The 19,824-nt window shown below is 44.6% G+C and carries 18 protein-coding genes; 10 read left to right on the forward strand and 8 right to left on the reverse strand.

Annotated features, from left to right (window positions below; genetic code table 11):
• Window positions 1-47 precede the first annotated feature (47 nt).
• Window positions 48-338, reverse strand: coding sequence for a hypothetical protein (locus OQJ75_RS22535; RefSeq protein ID WP_029225018.1), 291 nt, complete (start codon window positions 336-338; stop codon window positions 48-50).
• An 888-nt stretch (window positions 339-1,226) separates the two neighbouring features.
• Between OQJ75_RS22535 and OQJ75_RS15180 the strand changes: the two genes are divergently transcribed.
• On the forward strand, window positions 1,227-2,147 hold the full coding sequence (locus OQJ75_RS15180; protein WP_054545793.1) for a LysR family transcriptional regulator: 921 nt from the start codon (window positions 1,227-1,229) through the stop codon (window positions 2,145-2,147).
• 43 nt (window positions 2,148-2,190) lie between these two features.
• On the opposite strand, the gene OQJ75_RS15185 is transcribed toward OQJ75_RS15180, so the two are convergent.
• The gene (locus OQJ75_RS15185) at window positions 2,191-3,117 is read right to left on the reverse strand and encodes a LysR family transcriptional regulator (RefSeq protein ID WP_265973922.1); all 927 of its coding nucleotides are present in this window, start codon (window positions 3,115-3,117) and stop codon (window positions 2,191-2,193) included.
• A gap of 129 nt (window positions 3,118-3,246) precedes the next feature.
• On the opposite strand from OQJ75_RS15185, the gene OQJ75_RS15190 reads away from it, so the two are divergent.
• Both OQJ75_RS15190 and OQJ75_RS15195 read left to right on the forward strand, forming a co-directional pair.
• Window positions 3,247-4,035: a hypothetical protein gene (locus OQJ75_RS15190; RefSeq protein ID WP_065100732.1), complete on the forward strand. Its 789-nt coding sequence runs from the start codon at window positions 3,247-3,249 to the stop codon at window positions 4,033-4,035.
• Window positions 4,036-4,145: 110 nt separating this feature from the next.
• The gene (locus tag OQJ75_RS15195) at window positions 4,146-5,657 is read left to right on the forward strand and encodes a DUF1214 domain-containing protein (RefSeq protein ID WP_016767883.1); all 1,512 of its coding nucleotides are present in this window, start codon (window positions 4,146-4,148) and stop codon (window positions 5,655-5,657) included.
• Between the two features lie 154 nt (window positions 5,658-5,811).
• Here OQJ75_RS15195 and OQJ75_RS15200 read toward each other — a convergent pair whose 3' ends face one another.
• Entirely contained in the window at window positions 5,812-6,450 is a 639-nt protein-coding gene (locus tag OQJ75_RS15200) for an RpiB/LacA/LacB family sugar-phosphate isomerase (RefSeq protein ID WP_265973921.1), read from the reverse strand.
• A 63-nt stretch (window positions 6,451-6,513) separates the two neighbouring features.
• Window positions 6,514-7,275: a 2-dehydro-3-deoxy-D-gluconate 5-dehydrogenase KduD gene (kduD, locus tag OQJ75_RS15205; protein ID WP_017077347.1), complete on the reverse strand. Its 762-nt coding sequence runs from the start codon at window positions 7,273-7,275 to the stop codon at window positions 6,514-6,516.
• A gap of 318 nt (window positions 7,276-7,593) precedes the next feature.
• Between kduD and OQJ75_RS15210 the strand changes: the two genes are divergently transcribed.
• The 3 genes from OQJ75_RS15210 (at window position 7,594) to OQJ75_RS15220 (ending at window position 10,377) form a co-directional block, all read left to right on the forward strand.
• On the forward strand, window positions 7,594-8,925 hold the full coding sequence (locus tag OQJ75_RS15210) for an MFS transporter (RefSeq protein ID WP_265973920.1): 1,332 nt from the start codon (window positions 7,594-7,596) through the stop codon (window positions 8,923-8,925).
• A gap of 143 nt (window positions 8,926-9,068) precedes the next feature.
• Window positions 9,069-9,950 (forward strand): DMT family transporter, encoded by an 882-nt coding sequence (locus OQJ75_RS15215; protein WP_265973919.1) that lies wholly within the window; start codon window positions 9,069-9,071, stop codon window positions 9,948-9,950.
• A gap of 181 nt (window positions 9,951-10,131) precedes the next feature.
• Window positions 10,132-10,377, forward strand: a complete 246-nt coding sequence (locus OQJ75_RS15220; RefSeq protein ID WP_265973918.1) for a hypothetical protein — start codon at window positions 10,132-10,134, stop codon at window positions 10,375-10,377.
• A 72-nt stretch (window positions 10,378-10,449) separates the two neighbouring features.
• Here the strand turns inward: OQJ75_RS15220 and OQJ75_RS15225 are convergent, their stop codons facing one another.
• Window positions 10,450-11,637, reverse strand: coding sequence for a GGDEF domain-containing protein (locus tag OQJ75_RS15225; protein ID WP_265973917.1), 1,188 nt, complete (start codon window positions 11,635-11,637; stop codon window positions 10,450-10,452).
• Window positions 11,638-12,233: 596 nt separating this feature from the next.
• Here OQJ75_RS15225 and OQJ75_RS15230 point away from each other — a divergent pair.
• A complete protein-coding gene (locus OQJ75_RS15230) occupies window positions 12,234-13,022 on the forward strand; it encodes a phytanoyl-CoA dioxygenase family protein (protein ID WP_265973916.1) in 789 nt (262 codons plus the stop codon).
• Between the two features lie 20 nt (window positions 13,023-13,042).
• The gene (locus OQJ75_RS15235) at window positions 13,043-14,032 is read left to right on the forward strand and encodes a zinc-dependent alcohol dehydrogenase family protein (RefSeq protein WP_265973915.1); all 990 of its coding nucleotides are present in this window, start codon (window positions 13,043-13,045) and stop codon (window positions 14,030-14,032) included.
• Window positions 14,033-14,053: 21 nt separating this feature from the next.
• Here the strand turns inward: OQJ75_RS15235 and OQJ75_RS15240 are convergent, their stop codons facing one another.
• The 3 genes from OQJ75_RS15240 to OQJ75_RS15250 all read right to left on the reverse strand — a co-directional run bounded on the left by OQJ75_RS15240 (window position 14,054) and on the right by OQJ75_RS15250 (window position 16,904).
• The gene (locus OQJ75_RS15240; RefSeq protein ID WP_017081412.1) at window positions 14,054-15,001 is read right to left on the reverse strand and encodes a FecCD family ABC transporter permease; all 948 of its coding nucleotides are present in this window, start codon (window positions 14,999-15,001) and stop codon (window positions 14,054-14,056) included.
• A 101-nt stretch (window positions 15,002-15,102) separates the two neighbouring features.
• Window positions 15,103-16,065 (reverse strand): ABC transporter substrate-binding protein, encoded by a 963-nt coding sequence (locus OQJ75_RS15245; protein WP_265973914.1) that lies wholly within the window; start codon window positions 16,063-16,065, stop codon window positions 15,103-15,105.
• Window positions 16,062-16,904: an ABC transporter ATP-binding protein gene (locus OQJ75_RS15250; protein ID WP_265973913.1), complete on the reverse strand. Its 843-nt coding sequence runs from the start codon at window positions 16,902-16,904 to the stop codon at window positions 16,062-16,064. Before OQJ75_RS15250 ends, OQJ75_RS15245 begins: the two co-directional genes overlap by 4 nt.
• Before the next feature lie 371 nt (window positions 16,905-17,275).
• On the opposite strand from OQJ75_RS15250, the gene OQJ75_RS15255 reads away from it, so the two are divergent.
• Window positions 17,276-19,180: a bifunctional metallophosphatase/5'-nucleotidase gene (locus tag OQJ75_RS15255; RefSeq protein WP_265973912.1), complete on the forward strand. Its 1,905-nt coding sequence runs from the start codon at window positions 17,276-17,278 to the stop codon at window positions 19,178-19,180.
• A gap of 536 nt (window positions 19,181-19,716) precedes the next feature.
• Window positions 19,717-19,824: transposase (locus OQJ75_RS15260; RefSeq protein WP_266067222.1), on the forward strand; the 108-nt coding region annotated here is incomplete at its 3' end.

A 19,824-nucleotide genomic window follows, 5' to 3' on the forward strand; every position in this document is an offset into this window, starting at 1 on the left:
TTCTTGAGGGGATTTTAAAATTCAAAGGGCTCGGTATCAATAATTGACTAAAGCTCTTTAATCTCGATTTGGCGCAATGCTTCCATGTACTCTAGAGTCTCGTTTACATCGATTGGTTCGTATAAGCGCAGTACTCCCGCCCAACCTTCAGAAACTTCAAAGTCATATTCAGCACCAGTATCACAGTTGAACGTGACCGAAACGGTACCATCACCGTTGTCACGCATGGACTCGCCAGACGCATAGAATTGCTCAGAATCAATCCAACCGTTTGCGCCATAAGTGGTCAAAGAGTAATAACCGCCACGACCTTCAAAGTCTAGGTTTGGTGTTGGAATCGTCCACTCTTGGCAGGTAGTTTTACCTTGGCCGGGAACACGCTCCAAATATTGCGCTGTATCTGCCGGTAGCCCTGCATAGCCAAACGCCGTCACATATTTGAAATGGTGATCTTCCACGTCATCTAACGTGGCGCCAAACCCTTTCAAGCCCTCAATCGGTGCGCCATGTTTCATGACGTTGTTGATGAGTTTTAAACGGTAATCTTCAACGTCGCTTGGGTTGTAACCTTTGCCTTGATAAGGCTTGGCTGAGTTCGCTTTTATAGAGAGTAGACTCTGGCGGCGCTTAGTGTCTTCAATAGAATCAGCTATACGTGTTCTTGCTAGCACATGAACATGAGTACCCTTCGTCAGATCATCAACGGTTAGAGTTAGCGTTTCGCCACGGCGAACCACTTTATGCAGAAGATGATTTTCGTCCATGATATGAATGATCTGGAAATAATCGTTATCTTCTTTTGGTACATGGAACGTTGCACCTTCTGATACGTCAACCACCATCGTCGAGTAAACGACATCACGATTTGAGCGAATCACCGTTTGTGCGTCTTTGGATACTGGGTCTGCGTGCAGCCAATGGTTTACGCCCACTTTGTTTTGTAATCCAAGGAAGTTCCAATCAGACTCGGCTTCAGGGTAGTTATCCCAGTTAACACCACCAACGGCAGCATGGTCATAGGTAGATGAACGATTGTTGTCCTCTGCCGTTACAGCAAATGCGGTTAATGCTAGTAGCGTCGCTAACGTCGTTTTATTCATGATGGTTTCTCGTGTTTGTTTCGATGAGCTCAGTATGTAGATGCGCCGTGATATACTCCAATTGATTATATGAAAACAAGATATACACTTTAGGTATATCTAATCATCTTTGTTCTGGGTCCCACAATGATAATAAGTAACCGCTTTAAGCGCTTAGACCTCAACTTACTTAAAGTATTGAAGGTGTTGATCGAGGTGAAAAACACTCGAAAGGCGTCAGAACTCCTGTTTACGAGCCAACCCTCAATCAGTCGTTCATTACAAAAGCTACGCGACTACTTTGACGATGAGTTGTTTATACGCTCACAACATGGTTTAGAGCCAACCGCTAAATTACTTGAAATTAAACAAACCTTGATGCCAGTGTTACTACAATTAGAACAAGTGCTTGAACCAGAATCTGAGTTTGATGTCGCTCAATTTGATGGCACCGTGAACATTGCTATCAATGGATTCATTGCCAATAGCATCTCGGCGAAGCTGATTAATATTCTGTTAGCACAAGCCCCGAAGGTGAAAGTGAACATAGTCGATTGGGGAGTAAATACATCGGACTTGATGACCTCTGGTGAAATCGACTTAGGAATCAACTACTACCCATTAGAATTATCTAAGCAGGTATACCAAAAACGAATAGCGAGTGATGACTTTGTCTTGATCTGCCGCTCTGGGCATCCGCTTGCTGACTCATTGTTACCACAAGATCAGGAAGAGCCGCTTCAATTAGCAAGCTTAGTCGTGAGTGATTGGAACGAGAATATTGCACTTGCCCCTAACGTGCTAGCGGACGTTGGAATCAATACTGAAGTGAAAATACGATCGACCTATCTACACAGTTTATTGTCAATCGTAAAACAGAGTGATGTGTTGTTCCCTTGCTCTAAATTACTAGCGAACTCACTATCTGATGAGTTTTCATTTGTGAAATTCCCTCACATACCCAACATGCCGAACAGTGATATTGGCATGACCATTGGACGTAAGCACCGTAACCAATCCAAAATACGCTGGCTTGAATCGTGTATTGAAGAAGTGTTCACAAGATAACGATGTGCTTGTTATAACCGACAAAGACAAACCAGACTAGCTTTTACGAGTGATTAGCATCCACCATCGCCGTTTCAATCAAATCCAACAGCCATTTGTATTTGGCTGAGTGCTGATTTTTCTTATGAAGATAAGCGAACACCTCCATCTCCTCAGTTCCCTCTTCCAGTCCTTCAATCACGATTGAGCGCAATACGCCTTTGTGTTGTTCAATCACCGGAGGCATGCAAGGGGCGATAATATTAGAGTGCTTGATCGTTTCAATTAACCCGACAATAGAAGTCGTTCGCAGTGCCATGTTAATTGTCTTACCTTGGCTCAATACTTCCTCTTCCAACCGTGAATGTTTGTTTTGGTCGAAATAAGCAAGGTCGACGTGAGCAAATGGAAACGACAACAAATCATCAATCGTTGCGATGGATGCCTTGAAAGGATGATCTTCTCTCACTGCCAATACAAACTTTAAGTTCACGAGAGGTACGGCAATGATCTCAGCAGGCAAATTCCTAGCTTCGAAATGAATGACAAAATCAATCTCGTCACTCTTAAGCCTTTCTAAAGAGTTTTGGGAGCTCGTATGGCTGATCAATCTTGAAAGTGGACTTTCTATTGATAGCTGATGAAACAGAGCCGGAGTCAACCAAGGCAGAACATGAGGATTCGCCTCAATCTTAAAATCTTCACTGAGGTCCGTGGGATTAAACTGTTTTCCTTCTTCTATCGCCGTCACCAATCCGTCCAATAGCGGGAAAACGCGCTGATAAAGGTCGTCTGAATAAGGTGTCGGCAAAAACTTCTGGTGTGACAACACAAACAATTCTTCACTTAAGGATTCCTTAAGTTTCTTGATGCTTTGGCTAACTGCAGGTGTCGAGACAAACAACTTCTCAGCCGCTTTTCGCAAGCTCTTCTCTTGATACACCACCACAAACACTTTCAATAAGTTCAGATCGACATTGTTCAGTTTCATGAGACACCATAAAGCATTGCTTAACGAATGGTTAAGTTTATATGAATTAACTTAACAAAGTCCACTTTGTATAGTTATCCCACCTTCACGAAGTACACGGATGTAGTGAAATAACTCTATGAGGCAGCTATGTTATTACAACGTTCGATCCTTTCTCTAACCCCTCTTTTGTTGGCTAGCGGTGCTATCGCTGAAGAGACAGAAGTTCAAGATATGTCAGACCCATTGGCGGTCTACACACAAGCCGGCTTCGGCTACACCGACAAGGGCTTAAACCTAAAAGTTGGACAAACCTACGACACTGGTAGTGATACCACCATGGGCATGAATGTGTTTGAAATCAAAGGTATCGCTGGTGAGGCTATTGGTTGGAACGGTCGAGATGCAGACAACAGTGTTGATTCCATCCGCTTTAGAAACTTTGGTGTAGACCTAATTAATGGCCGAGGCACTCAAGTTGATATGTCTTGGGATTTCGATAGCAACCAAGGCAGTGCGTCTTACAGCTTTATTCAAGCATTACCACAAATGGGCATGTTTAACTTCTACCCGCTTGCGGGTGTCGGTGTTGCTGCAGGTGAAGAGTTGGTTGAAGGCACTGGAGGCGATCTCGACGCCGATCAGCTTCGCGACCGCTACAACATGCACGGTACTTTCTACGTCGCAGGTATGTACGCCAAGATGCAACTAACTGACAAGATTTGGCTGAACTATAACCCAATGTATTTAGGCACAATGTCGGGGTCTTCAACATTCAAAGATTTTGGCTTTGAGGGCAGTGATTCAGTATTCGCACATGAATTTGCAGCGAGCTATCAGATCTCTCCAAGAGCCAACGTTCGTTATTTTGCAAACTGGACTGAAAACACCAGTATCGAAGACGGTGATCACCGCATCGAATTTAACTATCAGTTTTAACTAAGCATTTCTAACAAAGCAGTTTTAACTGAGCATTTCTAACGAACGGTTTTAAATTCAGCGAGAAGCTTCAAATTAAAAAATAAGCTTCGAATTTTTGAGGACACAACATGAACATTTTATCTAAAGCAATAGCCGGCACTCTCACTTGCCCACTACGATCGACAGCGATGCTCATTTCCGTAACGGCCTTGTTTTCAGCAACAGCGATTGCAGGAAACGATAACCCAACAGAAACTCTTCAAACACGCGCGGGAGACTTCACTTTCGAAACCGACTTTCTTCATGGTATTCCAACACAAGAAAGCTCAGCAAAGTTGTTTGAACTGATGGACTATCAACGTGCGTCACAAGCTTACATTTGGTCGGTACCTTTAGTTTCAAACTACGCATGGAAACAAGCCTATGCTGATATGGGTGCTGAGGACGGCCAAATTACTTATGTTGAGTCTCACGAATCTAAGCTAGGAGGCTTAACTTACAACACATCTACACCTTACGCGATTACTTGGTTTAACGTCGAGAAAGAGCCCGTTGTTATAGAAATTCCCACAGATGAATTGCGCGGCGCAGTACACACCATGTGGCAAATCGGTATTTCTCAGATGACCGAACCGGGCGTCTACGTGGTAAAAGCCAAAGGAGCAGAAACACCGAGTAATCTGCCAAAAGGCGCTAAGGTTTTTGAGTCGGACACCAACTATGTTTTCTTCGGTGTTCGCTTAATGGCAGAGTCAGATAAGCAACGTATGAAAGACTTAGAGGCTCTCAAAATTACAGACCTCAACGGTAAGCCACTGAGTGATAACGGCGTAAACTTCCCTGAGCGTGGTGAAGACGCCAAGCACCCAAGAGGCATGGCATTTTGGAATACGTTGAATGAAGCCATTCAAGCTGAGCCAGTAGCAGAGCGCGATCGTATGATGCACGACATGCTACGTCCATTAGGTATTGAAAAAGGTAAAGCGTTTACGCCATCAGTTCAGCAGCGTGACATCTTAGAGCAAGCTGTCGTCATGGGTGAAGCTATGGTTAAGAACATCGACTTCAACAAAACGGAACGCTTGCCACACGCAGCTTACGGTAATGAAGGTAATTCGTGGGAAATAGCAACAGCTTCGACTCCGAACCAAGATCGTGACTACGGTATGGATCTCGATGGACGTGCGGCTTGGTTTTATGAAGCGGTGACCAACGATATTGCGATGCACGGTTTCGAAAACGGCGGTTGGGGTCAGATCTACCTAGACAACTACCGTGATGACAATGCAAATGGGCTTAATGGCAGCAATCACTATACTTTGACGTTGGATGGCGATGTTAATTTCGCCGATTTGTTCTGGACAATCACTGTTTATAACGTTGAGAACCGCGCCATCATCGACAACGACATTGAGCGTGCCGATGTAGGTTCAAACATCGAAGGAACGGTCAAAGACGCACAAGGTAATTACACCTTCCACTTCTCGCCAACTAAACCAGCAGGTGTGAATGAGGCTAACTGGGTGCAAACCCGAGAAGACGAAAACTGGTTTGTTTACTTCCGTGCCTACTCACCAAGTAAAGCGTTTGTAACGCAGCAGCCAGAAACCTTATTGCCTAACTTCAAGCGTGTGAACTGATCATCTAAAGCGAGTCACATATGACCTGTTCACGCCAAAAATAGTTATCAGGTTCACAGAGCAAAACAAAAGAGGAGCCTCAGGGCTCCTCTTTTCTATCTTCTATCTTCTATCTTCTATCTTCATCTAGCAGCTAAGTAAGCTCTTGATAAAGTTAATCTAAAAGTGAACGAACGTAGTCTGCAATGTCTGGGTTTTGGCAATGCTCAAAGAAGCATTGTTGAAAACGCTCGCTGCCAACCGCTGTTTTCACGAGATCTTGGTCGATTGCTCTTAGCGAATCAATAAAGTTGTCTTTTACCACCGCCGCTTTTACTTCATTCAAAATTGCTGCATTACGCTGCTGTGGCTCTGCACGCTCCAGTGGGTAACCTTGGCCACGCTCACCAGTGAAAGCCTTTTCGAATATGTAACGGATATTCAGCTCACCAGCCCAGCCAAAGCCTTTAGCAAAAGCAAGAGCGATAGCATTGCCGTTGTTGATTTGATTAAACAAGAACGCATCAGATGGTTCTAGGCAGTAACCACACACCACACCCGGATGCAGGTTCAGTGACATCAAAGCACCTTGCCCTGTTCCACATCCCGTCACAACAAAGTCCACAGCCTTTGAGTTGATGAGAATACTAGCCATGACACCTAAGTGGATATACGTTAAGTGGTGATCATTCTCGTCGGTCATACCTAGATTAAAAACATCATGACCAATACCACCCGCCACTGACTCTAGCTCAGTTGCAACCATGGCATTTTTACCTGCCTGACTGTTTTCCATCATTAAAGCGATTTTCATTTATGTTCTCCTGCAAGATTGCTGCAAATTTAAAATTCTTAACCGTGTTTGTTACAAGGTCAGTTAACGAGCTAACCAACCACCATCAACAGCAATGGTATAGCCGTTAATGTAATCCGATGCTGATGAGGCTAAGAACACACAAGGACCTGCGATATCTTGCGGTTTACCCCAACGTTCAGCCGGAATACGCTCAAGAATCGCTTGATTGCGCACCGCATCTTCACGCAGAGCTTGAGTATTGTTCGTTTCCATATAACCGGGTGCTATCGCATTCACATTGATATTGTCGCGCGCCCATTCGTTCGCCATCGCACGTGTCACTCCCATCACAGCACTTTTTGAAGCCGTATAGGAAGGAACTCGAATGCCACCTTGGAATGAGAGCATCGATGCAATATTAATGATCTTTCCGCCAGTGCCTTGAGCCTTAAACTGCTTTGCAACAGCCTGAGACATAAAGAAGACAGTCTTAGTGTTCACGTTCATTACGTCATCCCAATCTTGCTCTGAGAACTCAATAGCATCTTGGCGGCGAATAATTCCTGCATTGTTCACGAGAATGTCGACTTGGCCAAACTCAGCCAAAGTGCGCTCTATAACCTCTGGAATGCACGCTTGATCGAGAAGATCAGCACTCACGTTTAGGAACGAATGACCTGCTGCACTCATTTTCTCAATAGTCTCTTCAGGTTCTGTTCGGTTAACACCGACAACCTTACAACCAGCTTCCGCTAGGCCTAATGCAATACCTTGCCCAAGCCCCGTGTTGCAGCCAGTCACTATCGCTACTTTACCTTCCAGACTGAATGACTCTAAGATCATGCTCGCTTCCTCAATTACATTGGATTCATTGCGTATCATTACTACCAATAATTAAATCATACAATAAGATGTAAATGCGAGAGCGACGTTGTAGAAGTTCGATCTTGCACCAAAATCAGTCAAGCAAGTTGAAACGAGCACCACAAACTAAATGAATGGGGGAAGTGATTTGAAGAACAGAAGCCTATAACCGACTATGAACCATGATCTCGAAGATCACCCAAACCAGATATTTTAGGGATTTGACAACAATTCCATGATTTAAAAGAGTAAAAGGGTTATACATAATGATGTGTTATCTAAAATACTGAAATTATCATGACGCTCAAAGAGATCCTTAACATTCCCAATGTCCGCTACTTCTTAATGTTTCGAAGCAGCTACTTTGCGCGTTTTTACTACCCTATATTCACCCTACTCTATTTAGATTACGGGCTAACCCTTTCTCAATTCGCGATGCTCAATGTAGTTTGGGCAGCCACTATTGTACTTGCTGAAGTGCCGTCGGGCGCGTTCGCCGACACCTTGGGCCGCAAGAAACTGGTGGTGTTGTCTTCGATTGTGATGTTTGTTGAGATCGCAATGATCGCGCTAGTACCAACCGGCAACCCCGACTTGGTGTTCATTGTCTTTCTGATTAACCGGATTCTCAGTGGCTTAGCGATGGCACTGGCCAGCGGCGCCGACGAGGCATTGGCTTACGACACCTTAAAAGAACAAGGCAATGAAGAGTTGTGGCCTCGAGTGCTGCAAATTCAGCTTCGTGTCGCCTCAACGGTCGGTATCTTTGTTACGCTGATTGGTGCGGCGATGTACGATGTGAACTTTATGACGAACATCTTTCATTTCCTTGGACTAGTCGAACCAGAAAGCACTAAAGATCTGATGCGTATTCCTGTGTTCGCCACCCTATTTGTAGCGATGATCGCCATCTATGCCGCGATTAATATGCGCGAAGAGAAAAAGGTGATGCCAAGTGACCAAACCAAATTAGCAACCACCATCTCAAGTCTCAAATTGACGATCGATGCGGGTAAATGGGTATTCGCTACGCCTTACGTGCTGTTCATTTTGCTCTACTACAGCCTATTCGAACACACCTCACGCATGTTCTTAACCATGAACAGCCAATACTATCTGGCCATTGATATTCCAATTATCTACTTTGGTTTTATTGGCGCGGGTATAAGCTTGCTTAAGATTATATTGGCAGGGCAAAGCCGAAGATTAGCAGAGAGCATGGAGGCTAAAACCTTCATTGTAGTTATGGGATTGGCAAGCATGGCGACTTATTACTGGATCAGTTTAGGTTGGTCGATTTACGGGGTCATTCCGGCGTTGGTGTTAATCTTTATCATCATGACGATGAACATTTTCATCAGCTACCATCTGAATAAAAAAACCGAATCACACAACCGAGCCACGGTTCTTAGTTTCAAAGGTTTGATGTTTAACCTCGGATACGGACTGATCGGTATTTTATATGCTTACTACTACAAGTTGGTCTCTAATAATTACACCGAGCAAGAAATAGAACAGAACCTTGCTTTCCTAGCATCGCTATCTTCGTTTTGCTATTACTTCGCTTTATTGTTCGTTTTGATTAGCGCGTTGTTCTATTTCAAAAACAAGAAACAGCCGATCTTCTGAAGAAAGCGTCGAACTATTAAAAATCTCTCTACTACTGAATAAAGAATAAAGGTGAGCCTATGGTTATAAACAGATCATGACACTTCTTATCATGTAATTTTTTGTTAGTATCACCATCAAATTACATCACTCATGGAAGCGTCATGTCTTTTAGTTGGATCGCCTTTACCCTGCTTGCTGCCTTCAGCCAATCTTGGCGTAATGCCTTTCAAAGCAAGCTAGCCGGCACAATGAGCGTGGCTGGCGTGACACTGGCTCGCTTTATTTGGGCAGGACCAATTGCACTTCTCTACCTCTACGCTTTATACCAATGGCAGCCAGTCTCCGCGCCTAATTTTTCCAGTGAGTTTGTTTTCTACATAGTAGCCGCCGCTATTATGCAGATCCTTGCGACCGGCTTGATGGTGATGCTGTTTAAGCTAGAAAACTATGCGATTGGTGCTGGGCTTGCCAAGTGTGAGGCTCCCGTTTCGGCAGTACTTTCGGTACTCTTCTTTGGTACGGCATTAACCGTAACAGGCTGGATAGGCGTGTTAATCGGTACCTTGGGTGTGCTCATCATGAGTAGCGCTTCAGGATGGCGAAGCCTATCTCCCAAAGTCTTTTTGTTGGGCATGGCTTGCAGTACCGCCTTTGCTTTAACCTCTCTTTGGGTGCGAGAAGCCAGTTTAAGCATTGGACTACCCTTCCCTCATAGCGCTGCTTGGGTTCTGTTTCTGGTGATTACCCTTCAGACATTCATCATCTGTACTTATCTCTTCCTCAAAGAGCGCGACACATTACGCCAGATCTTCAAGAAGTCGAGATTGGTTGTGATGACTAGCCTAGCCAGTGTGATTGGCTCTCTTGGCTGGTTTAGTGCAATGTCACTTCAAGCCGTGCCGTACGTAAAGACACTCGGTCAAGTCGAAGTGATCTTCATGGTGTTGATATCCTACTTTTGGTTAGGGCAAAGCATCGCGCGCAAAGACATTCTTGCGCTCATTTTGCTTTCTATCGCAGCGGTCTTAGTGATGTGGCAGTAAGTTGAACGTCGTCATGCTTGGGTGTTGGCAAATAAGAACGAGCAAATCATGCCAAGCAAAATATTCATCCACCGTATAAGTTTTACGGTGGCGTAAAATGATAAGAACGACCTCCAGATAATTTTTATAGTGCACGTATCAGCTATTAGTAATTCCCTCTTGCCCAATAGGATACAGCCCAATGAAAACACTCGCTCAAATCGCACTAGCAACAATCATTTTTACAACCTCAATGATGGCATTCGCAGAACCTGTGACTACAGACCAAGCCCAGTCAGAAACGGCAACCACAACGGTGAAACATGAAGCAATGACCGTGACGCTAACGGATAAGCATTTTACGTCTGCAGAAGAAACTGAAGCCACTCCCCCTCAGAAGTTAACACAAAGCCAAAAAACAGACTCAGCGCCACAGCCAACAATATAATGGCCGAGTCAAAACAGTGAACCGCATCAAACTAGTGATCTCATCAAACTACCGCTTAGAGATCTGTACTCATCAAGCAGTAGCGAGTTGATTAATATGACTAGGACAAATTGAAGTCATATTGCGACCGTTTGTTTTCGCTTGATATAACGCTTTGTCGGCTCGGCTAATAAACCCATTCCAACTCTCATGCGGGTGAAGCTGAGCAACACCAAAACTCGATGTAAGAAACATCTCATGTCCTTGTACTACTGATACCTCTGAAATAGACAATCGTAACTTGCAGGCAATAACATGAGCTTGTTGGAAATCGATATTAGGCAATAAAATCATTATCTCGTCTCCGCCAAAACGAAACGCACTGGCTTTGGCCGATGTTTTTATCGCACTTTGAACCATTTCAGCAAAAGACTTGATGACGAGATCACCCACAATGTGCCCGTGTTGATCATTGATCGACTTAAAATTATCAATATCCATCATAATGGCACTGACAGGCGTAGTACCCGCCTGCTTCATGATAACTGGTACCATTTCATCTAATGCTCTGCGGTTTCCAAGTGCCGTTAAAGGATCGCTGTAGGACAGCTCGTGAATAGAACTAAGCAACCTTGCGTTAATCAGCCAAAGCATTGTAAAGCTCATCGACACGATAAGAACGATGCTCACTAAAAAGGCAAGTTGATGAATGAGTGCGGCCTCCATGAAATCCTGCAGCTCAGCTGAAAATAACGTCACCATTACTCGGAAAGCCATAAACCCGCCATATATCGTAAATGACAAGGCCATCATCCGAGTTGCTAAGATCAAGTCATCACGTTGACCCTTCAATACCGCAAAGGCAGTGCAAAGAGTCACAAAAGCCAGATATAAACTAATGAGGATAATTCGAGCCTTGATGGAAGGTTCGTAGTAAGTGAAATAAATAAAACATGGCAAAAGAGCCAACATCATCAGACTGCTGAGGTAGGTGCATTTTAAGGAATATTCTCGGAATAAGCATAAGCTATACAAGGCGAGATGAAAGCCAAGCGCAATGACCATGTTGGCGCTAATAACAGTGATCCAATCAGGGAGATCCCCTCTTAGACTCAACATCAAAGGTCCACTTCCGATAACAAATATTGAAATGGAAAAAATTGAAAGCCCTTTAATCGGCTGTTGAGTGAATTGAAATAACAATAAGCCAATACAGTAAATGAAAGAGAACAAAATAATAATGAAATTAAGTGTTCTCATATCCAGCGAAAAACCATCCATGATTTACTCTCTTCCCTAAGCCAATCAAATCACAATATGGTCAATAGTTATCGAAATCATGAATTTATTCACCACATGAATCATTACACTTTGTAAAATAGGGGATGTGTCACATATAGGGAGTTCTGTATCGCATGAGTTCATTACATGGATCGGCATGTAAAACTCGTCCACACATGGCTTCATAGCATCACGGGATTTACAGGCTTCTGCACTCGTTACTTGGTTGAATGACGACTGTCTGGCATTATGCGCCCAAGAAATCTCTAGGGGCTGTTGACCTTTCGAGCTGGGTTTTGCAGCATCTTGTGGAAAATTTATACAAGGAAGAGGCTTTGACGTGTAGCTGGCCTACATGAAAAGCCGATAACGCAGTAGAAATGAACCACAAGAGCTGCCCGAAGGGTTCGGCTAGGCGCCCCCACAAAAATCGTTTTATGCTTTGTTGAAGAATATTTGCTTAGAATGACTAGGCTACATACTCTTCGCCGCGCCTAAAACGATTTTGACTAGACGTCCCCATCCGAACAAAACTTAACCACGAAAGGTCAACAGCCCCTAGTTATTACACAGTAAAGAATGAATGAAGGTAGTCAGTGGTAGAAAACAGCCAACAATTAAGTGACCGTTACAACGAACATGGTTACTTTGTTATCAGAAATTATTTCGATGAAGCTCAAATTGCATCGCTTAGAAAAGTCGTGCTGAAATTCCATGAATCATGGAAAGCAGACAACGAAGAATTCTATAAAGAAGAAGCATTTAACTCGTCTTTAATTACCGGAAGCGAATATTTGCCTGCCGGTGATAGAAGCGTACTTTTTGACTTCATCAGCTCAAAACAAGTGATGGAAGTGGTTGATGCGGTAATACCGAACAAACCGGCATTCATGAACACGCAGCTGTTCTTCAACCCTGTGAACCCGCAACAAAAAGACTTCTGGCATCGCGACTGTCAATACGACTATGACATTGATGACCAGATGAAAGTCATCATGGAAACCCAAATATTGCACCTGCGAATCCCTATTTTTGACGAGCCCGGTATGGAGCTTATCCCCGGCACTCACAAACGCTGGGACAACGAAGAAGAGTACAATGTTCGCCAAGAAGAAAACGGCAAAGTGAGCAGCGATGACATATCTGGCGGTAAGCAAATACCATTAGCAGCCGGGGACTTATTGGTGTTTTCAGCGGATATGATCCACCGAGGCCGTTATGGCTTGGATCGTTTGGCTTTGGATATTTTGATCTTCGATTCGGCGGCAGACTATGTCGACTACGTTGATGACGACTGTTTACCAACACCAGCTATGTTGAGCAATATTAGCGACCCAAGATTGTTTATGAACACGCTACACTTAAAATCAATGCAGTACTCATAACCCATAAAGGTATCCGAACTATGACTGACACTAAGCAAAATGCCCGAATTAGCCAGTTCCGTTTCGGTCAGCCAAAAGAATCTCTCAAGTTAGAACATGTCGCTTTAGGGGCACTAGACAAAGATAAAGTTCGCGTACAAATTAAAGCGACTAACATCAACCCTAGTGATCTGTTGTCGATTTATGGTGTGGGCCAATACAAACATAGCCACCAGCCGCCGAGAGTACCGGGATTTGAAGCGGTAGGAAGGGTTGTAGAGTCCTGCAATGCTGAGTTTGCAATGGATCAGCGAGTGCTCGTAGCAACCAGTGGAACATGGCAGAACTACGTCGATGTATCACCAGATGACCTGTTCCAAATTCCTCAGCATCTAGATAATGGCTACGCCTGTCAGTTGTACATTAATGCGCTAACCGCATGGGTATTGACGACAGAAGTAGCGAAGCTAACCCAAGAAGATGTGTTGATCATCAACGCAGGCAGCTCTGCCATCGGTAAGATCTTTTCCCAGTTATCAGCATCACTCGGCTTCAAAATCATTGTCGTTACATCACAGCCGGAACAATACCCAGCCACTTCTAGTTGGGCGTTAGATTCGAACGCTGATCTAGTTTCTCAAATCAAGGAGTTAGGCTTGCCTATGCCAACCGTTGCCTTTGATGCGATTGGCGGTTCACCCGGAACCGATCTTATTCACACCCTTGGCAACAATGGGCGCTTTATCAACTATGGAACGCTGTCGCTGGATTTTTACGAACCACGCTTTTTTAAGCACGCGAAAAGCCAAGGCATCGATTTCAGCACCTTCTTCTTACGCTATTGGGAAGAAGCCGAAGGTAAAGATGTTCGCCGTGCTAAATTCACAAGCATGCTAGATCACTTCATCACAAACGACATTCAGCTCGACGTCGACCGCTATCTGCCATTCGATGAAGTGCAAACCGCGATTGATCTCATTGAATCGAAAACCACACGCTTGAACGGCAAGATCATCTTACTGCCTGTGTAGTTTGGTGGAATTGAGCACACACTATTTACGCCAAACAAGATACAAAACGAACAACCCGCCAAGAGCTGCCGTCACAATCCCTACAGGCAGTTCTTGTGGCGCTAATATGGTTCGGCTAATCACATCCCCAAACAGTAAAAGAACCGCGCCCCATAAGGCAACCAAAGGCAGAGCTCGCTTGTGAGTGACACCTGAAAATGGTCGAACTAAGTGGGGTACCATCAAGCCAATAAAACCGACCACTCCGGTCATCGATACAATCGACGCAGTGCAAAACGCACAACAAAGAAAAATCTCGCTTTGTAGGCGGTGCACATTGATCCCCAATGAGCTTGTCGTCTGTTCACTCACCAACAAAGTATCGAGCTCGCGATAACGTTTGAAAATCAACGCAATAAGACACAACACGCCCGCCAAGGCAAAAATCAAATTATCCCAACGTGCGAGCCCTAAGCCTCCCATCGTCCAGAACAAAATCGAACTCGCCGCTCTCTGGTCGCCTGAATAAATCAAAAAACTCGTGATGGCTCCGAATAGAAATGAGATCGCCAAACCACACAAGATCAAGTTGTCATTACCTTTTTTCTTCTGCATCGAAAACAGAATCAGAACGGCCGTCGCCGACACAATACCACCCGAGAATGCAGCCAGTGGGAGTGACCAAACACCCAGAGCGTCTCCCACTTTGGTGATCACCAACACCGCACCAGCAGACGCGCCAGATGACAAGCCAAACAGAAACGGATCCGCCAGATCATTTCGTGTCGAGGTTTGAAGCAACGCCCCAACCATCGCCAGCCCTGCACCCGCGATAACCGCTAACAATGCTCTAGGTAACCTTAGATCGATCAGTATTCGACTGGTCATATCCGGCGTTGGATCAGTGAAAGAGCTCAGCCCTACAATCACTTCCTTAAAAGACAAAGGGACTGAGCCAAATTGTAAACTCATCATGAAGGCGAGCAGCATGGCAGTGATACCTGTTAGCCATGCTGCTCGATATTTATCAAATAAAATCAACGGACTACTACTCTTATCAATAACAAGATTTCATATAACAACCTTCCCGATCACTCAGAAACGAACGCCTCTGCAAGTTTCTCAATAGCATCGATATTGGCAGGCCCAGGGGTGAGTTGCTCATAACGCAGTTTGACATAGCGACCAGAAGTGACCGCATTGGTGTATTTCATTAACGGATGGGCTTCGAGGAAACGTTGCAACGAATCGGCACCACTCGCCGATTGGTAATCCAGAAGGATAATCACATCTGGGTTTTCACGAGCGACATTCTCCCAAGAGGTTCGAGCCCAACTAGCTTCCATATTGCCTGTGATATTTTGACCACCAGCTGCTTCAATCATTGCGTTTGGCATTCCGTACTTACCCGCGGTGAAAGGCTTGTCTTCACCCGAATCAAACAAGAACACTTTTGGGCTCGGCTTACCTGATGCTTTCTGCTTTTCTGCTACTTTTTCAACTCTCTCTTTCCAGCTGCTTACCAAAGCCTCGGCTTCTGCTTGCTTGTCGAAAATAACGCCTAGCTTTTGCATGTCGCCATAAAGCAGATCCATTGTCGCGCCTTCCTTTTGACTCTGGGTATGAATACAGCTTTCAGAAAGTACCAAGGTATCAATCCCGTATGGCTTCAGTGTTTGAGGTGTCACTTCACCACCCACTTTCATTCCGTAATTCCAGCCAGCGAAAAAGAAGTCAGCATCAGCAGCAATCAATGTTTCTAATGAAGGATACTTAGGTGCTAGCTCAGGAATGTCTCCTAAACGTTCTTCGAACAAACTCGACATCTTGTACCAACCAGTAATACCTGTAACGCCCACCATCTCCTTTTGAAGACCAAGAGCAAACGCCATCTCGGTCATATTGGTGTCGTGCACAACCGTACGCGAGGGGCGCTTTTCAATGGTCAGTGGGCTCCCGCAATTATCAACCGTCACTGGGTATTGAGTGCTTGTCGCATGCGCAAAAGAGAAAGGTAAAAGAAACAAAAGACTGGAAATTACAGGCCACTTCATTGGGCTGCTCCTATTAAAGAGTGATTAGAGAGAGTTAAGTGAGTTGAGTAAGTTGATGCAGCTTCAAAATGATGGATGGTGCTGCATATAACAGGATGGTTGAACGTAAGAACGCGCAATCCAAAAACAGGGATCATGTATCGGTCTTGCATCACCGTATCTGGGGCAGAGAACGCCACCATTTTTTGGCCTGACATCAACAGGACTTTATCAGCGAATGGCGCCACCAAAGGTAAATCGTGCAACACAACAACAGACGCAATGCCACGTTGTTTAATTAGGCTCAGAAGTTCAAGGCGAGCGAGAGGATCAAGGTGGTTTGTGGGTTCATCTAAGAGTAAAAGCCTCGGCTCTTGTGTGAAGGCGCGAGCAATACTTGCACGTTGCTGTTCACCACCGGATAGCTCACCAAAGCACCGCTGGCTTTTGTGAAGAAGTCCGACATCTTGCATCGCCTGCTGAACCGCTCGTTTGTGCTCTTTTGCGCTACAACAAAACGTATGAGGAGTACGGCCTAAGCCAACATACTCAGCAACACTCAAACGAGGGTCAACATGCTCATGCTGAGTAACCACCGCGACTTGCTTGGCTACCTGCTGCCGCTCAAGACTTCCAAGCGCAATACCAGACAACATCAACTCACCCGCGACGGTTTTATATTCGCCTGTAATGCCTTTCAGCAAACTGGACTTTCCACTTCCATTGGGCCCAATGATGGCAACGCATTCACCATCGTTCACATCAAATGTCACGTCGGAGACGGCTCTCCAGTTAGCCAAACCATCAGCGCAGAGCCCGCGCACAGACAATACAGGTTTATTCAAATTCCCACCGAGCATCCAAAAACAACACTTATTATTATGTTATAACATAACAATAAGTTAAGGATATAGTTAATAATAGAAATATTAAGACCGCGCTAAGAAGCATTGGAAATAGCGGGATAACCCAATCACCTTGAACAAAGGCAGAAGTGTTTACGGAAAATGATTCGCTTAGGAAGTTTGATTCAAGGAATTGAGTATTGAGAACGCAGTAAAGAGTTGTAATGCGTTTCTCCATAACTTAAGTGGTTACGAGATGGTCATGAATCACATTTATTTGAAACATCAGTAAGTTATATCACTGTAAATATGACACTGTTCACCCATAAGGTAATCTCGATTCTATATGGTAGCGTCATACTTAAAACCACGATGTGAACATACTTATGAAAAGACACATACTATCAAGCGCCATCCTACTCTCTCTAGCCTTTCCCACCTTTGCAGCTGATGGCGACATACACGATGTCACGATACTGGGTACTTCAGATATCCACGGTCATTTTATGGCGTGGGATTACGCGGCAGATAAACTCAACACTCGTGGTAGCTTGAGCCAAATCGCGACCAAGGTTGGTGAGATCCGCAAAGAGCAATCTAACATTATCCTTGTCGATGCTGGCGACACCATCCAAGGCAACTTCGTTGAAACCTTCAAAGACGAACCCGTTGATCCAATGATGCTGGGCTTTAATCACATGAAATACGATGTATGGGTTTTAGGTAACCACGAATTCGACTTTGGCCTTAAAACGCTCAACAGAGCCGTTACCCAATTTAAAGGGCAGTCTCTCGGTGGCAACATCAAGAACAAAAACGGAAATCCATTCTTACCGGGTTACACCATTCTAGAACGCGGTGGCATTAAGATCGGCGTGATCGGAATGGATACCCCAATGACGGAGGTCTTTGCGCAAGGTACAAACCGTTTAGAAGGCGTCACTTTCACTAATCCAACCTTGGAAGTGAAGAAAATCGTCAAAGAGATTGATGATAAAGTGGATGCTATCGTATTGGTTGCCCATATGGGGATTGAGAACGAGAATGACATTGCCGACACCGGTGTCACCGACATTGCCAATGCAAACCCAGAGCTTGATGCCATCGTCGCTGGTCACATGCACACTCGCATCGATAAGGCCGTTGTGAATGGCGTTATTATTACTGAGCCCGACAAATATGGCCGAGCCCTATCTCGTATCGATCTTCAATTTGAAGAGCGCGATGGCACATTCACTCTCGTCAACAAAGACAGCTTCACTTATAAAATCAAAGGTATCGATTCTGATGAGAATATGGACGAGCTATACCAGCCTTATCATAAAAAACTCCGAGAAATGGCGAACAGACCTGTCGCTCAGCTTACCGGCGTTGATTTAGTCCCTGAAAACGAAATCCGCGGTATCCCTCAAGTCCATGTTCAAGACACAGGCATCAGTGCGCTATACCAAGAAGCGAGCTTCTTCTATGCACCCAAAGCCAATGTCATCGCACTTCAAATAGACAACGATAATGCAGAGCTTGATGTTGGCCCAATCAAAGCCAAAGACATCGCGTACAACTACCAATACGCAGGTGGCGAAATCACTGTCTACCAGATGACAGGCAAAGAGTTAAGAACCTACATGGAATGGTCTGCGGGCTACTTCAACTCAGTACAACCTGGCGATGTGACCTACAGCTTTAACCCTGAACGTAGAGCTTCAAAATATTCGACCAATGACTTCTTCGCGGGCGTAACTTATACCATCGACCTCACTCAGCCTGCAGGTACACGCATCACCAACCTCGCGTTTGCTGATGGCACACCGGTAAAAGATGAAACAGAAATCCGCATTGGTATGAATAGCTATCGAATGGGTCATCTAACCAAGAAAGGCGGCGTGCTAGAGGGTGAATCGTTCCCTGTACTCTTTGATACTGAAGCCGAGTATGGAGAAGAAGCAGGCACAATCCGTAACATGACCATCAAGTATCTTAAAGAAGAAAAGAACGGCCAGTATGAAGGCAAACCTCAGCAGCGTTGGGCACTTTCTGGTTTAGAAAGCCGCTACAACGAACAGCGTGAGATCGTAAAGTCATTGATTAATGATGAAACCATATCAATCCCAACCAGTGACGATGGCCGCTACACAAACATCGCTTCTATCAACGTAAAAGAGCTGATGTTCAAATCTGACGAAGCCAAACAAGCAGCCATAACCACACGCGAAAAGAAACTAGCACAGGCAACTGAGCAAGAGAGTAAGCAAATCAAACGCGAAATCACTCTGATCAAAGCACTCAACTAGTCTCTGCCCTTAAACCAATAACGACTTAACGACGCTGGGAGCGTGGTTAAGTCGTTGTCGTTTCCATCTTCCAACATTACATCTGTACTGAGTAAAGCGGTTGATATTGGATAAATGAGCTGCAAAGGCTAACTCGTAGTTGGACATAAATCAGTTTCGGAAAATTGAATATTAGCAACCCATGAATAACTTCAAGTATGGCAAATGAAGTTTTACTCGTTTTTCGACCTACCCAGAACCGGGCTAATCACTTACACAGTCTAATGATGACACTTGCTTTAAGAATATAGCTAAGGCGAAGTTACCACTAAATATGATCGCATAATTTCATATAGAAGAATCAGACTTGTTCAACACTCGGGATTAAGTTTATTCACGCGCCATGGCTTTCATAAAATTTGTCACATCCTCGAATTCTGGAAAATCGCTTCCCTGTCTACCCCAAAACTCACCTACATCTACAAACAATTGTAGTGGTCTAATGATCCCGGACACCAAATTAGGTGGTAAAGTCTCCACCATAAATGAGGTGTTCAATGACAAAACGACAACGACGTACATTTTCTACTGAGTTTAAACTAGATGCTGTAAGTTTGGTTCTTGATCAAGGGTACTCCATACCTGAAGCAGCTAACTCTATGGGC

The organism is Vibrio sp. 14G-20, assembly GCF_026241515.1.
Taxonomy (GTDB): Bacteria; Pseudomonadota; Gammaproteobacteria; order Enterobacterales; family Vibrionaceae; genus Vibrio.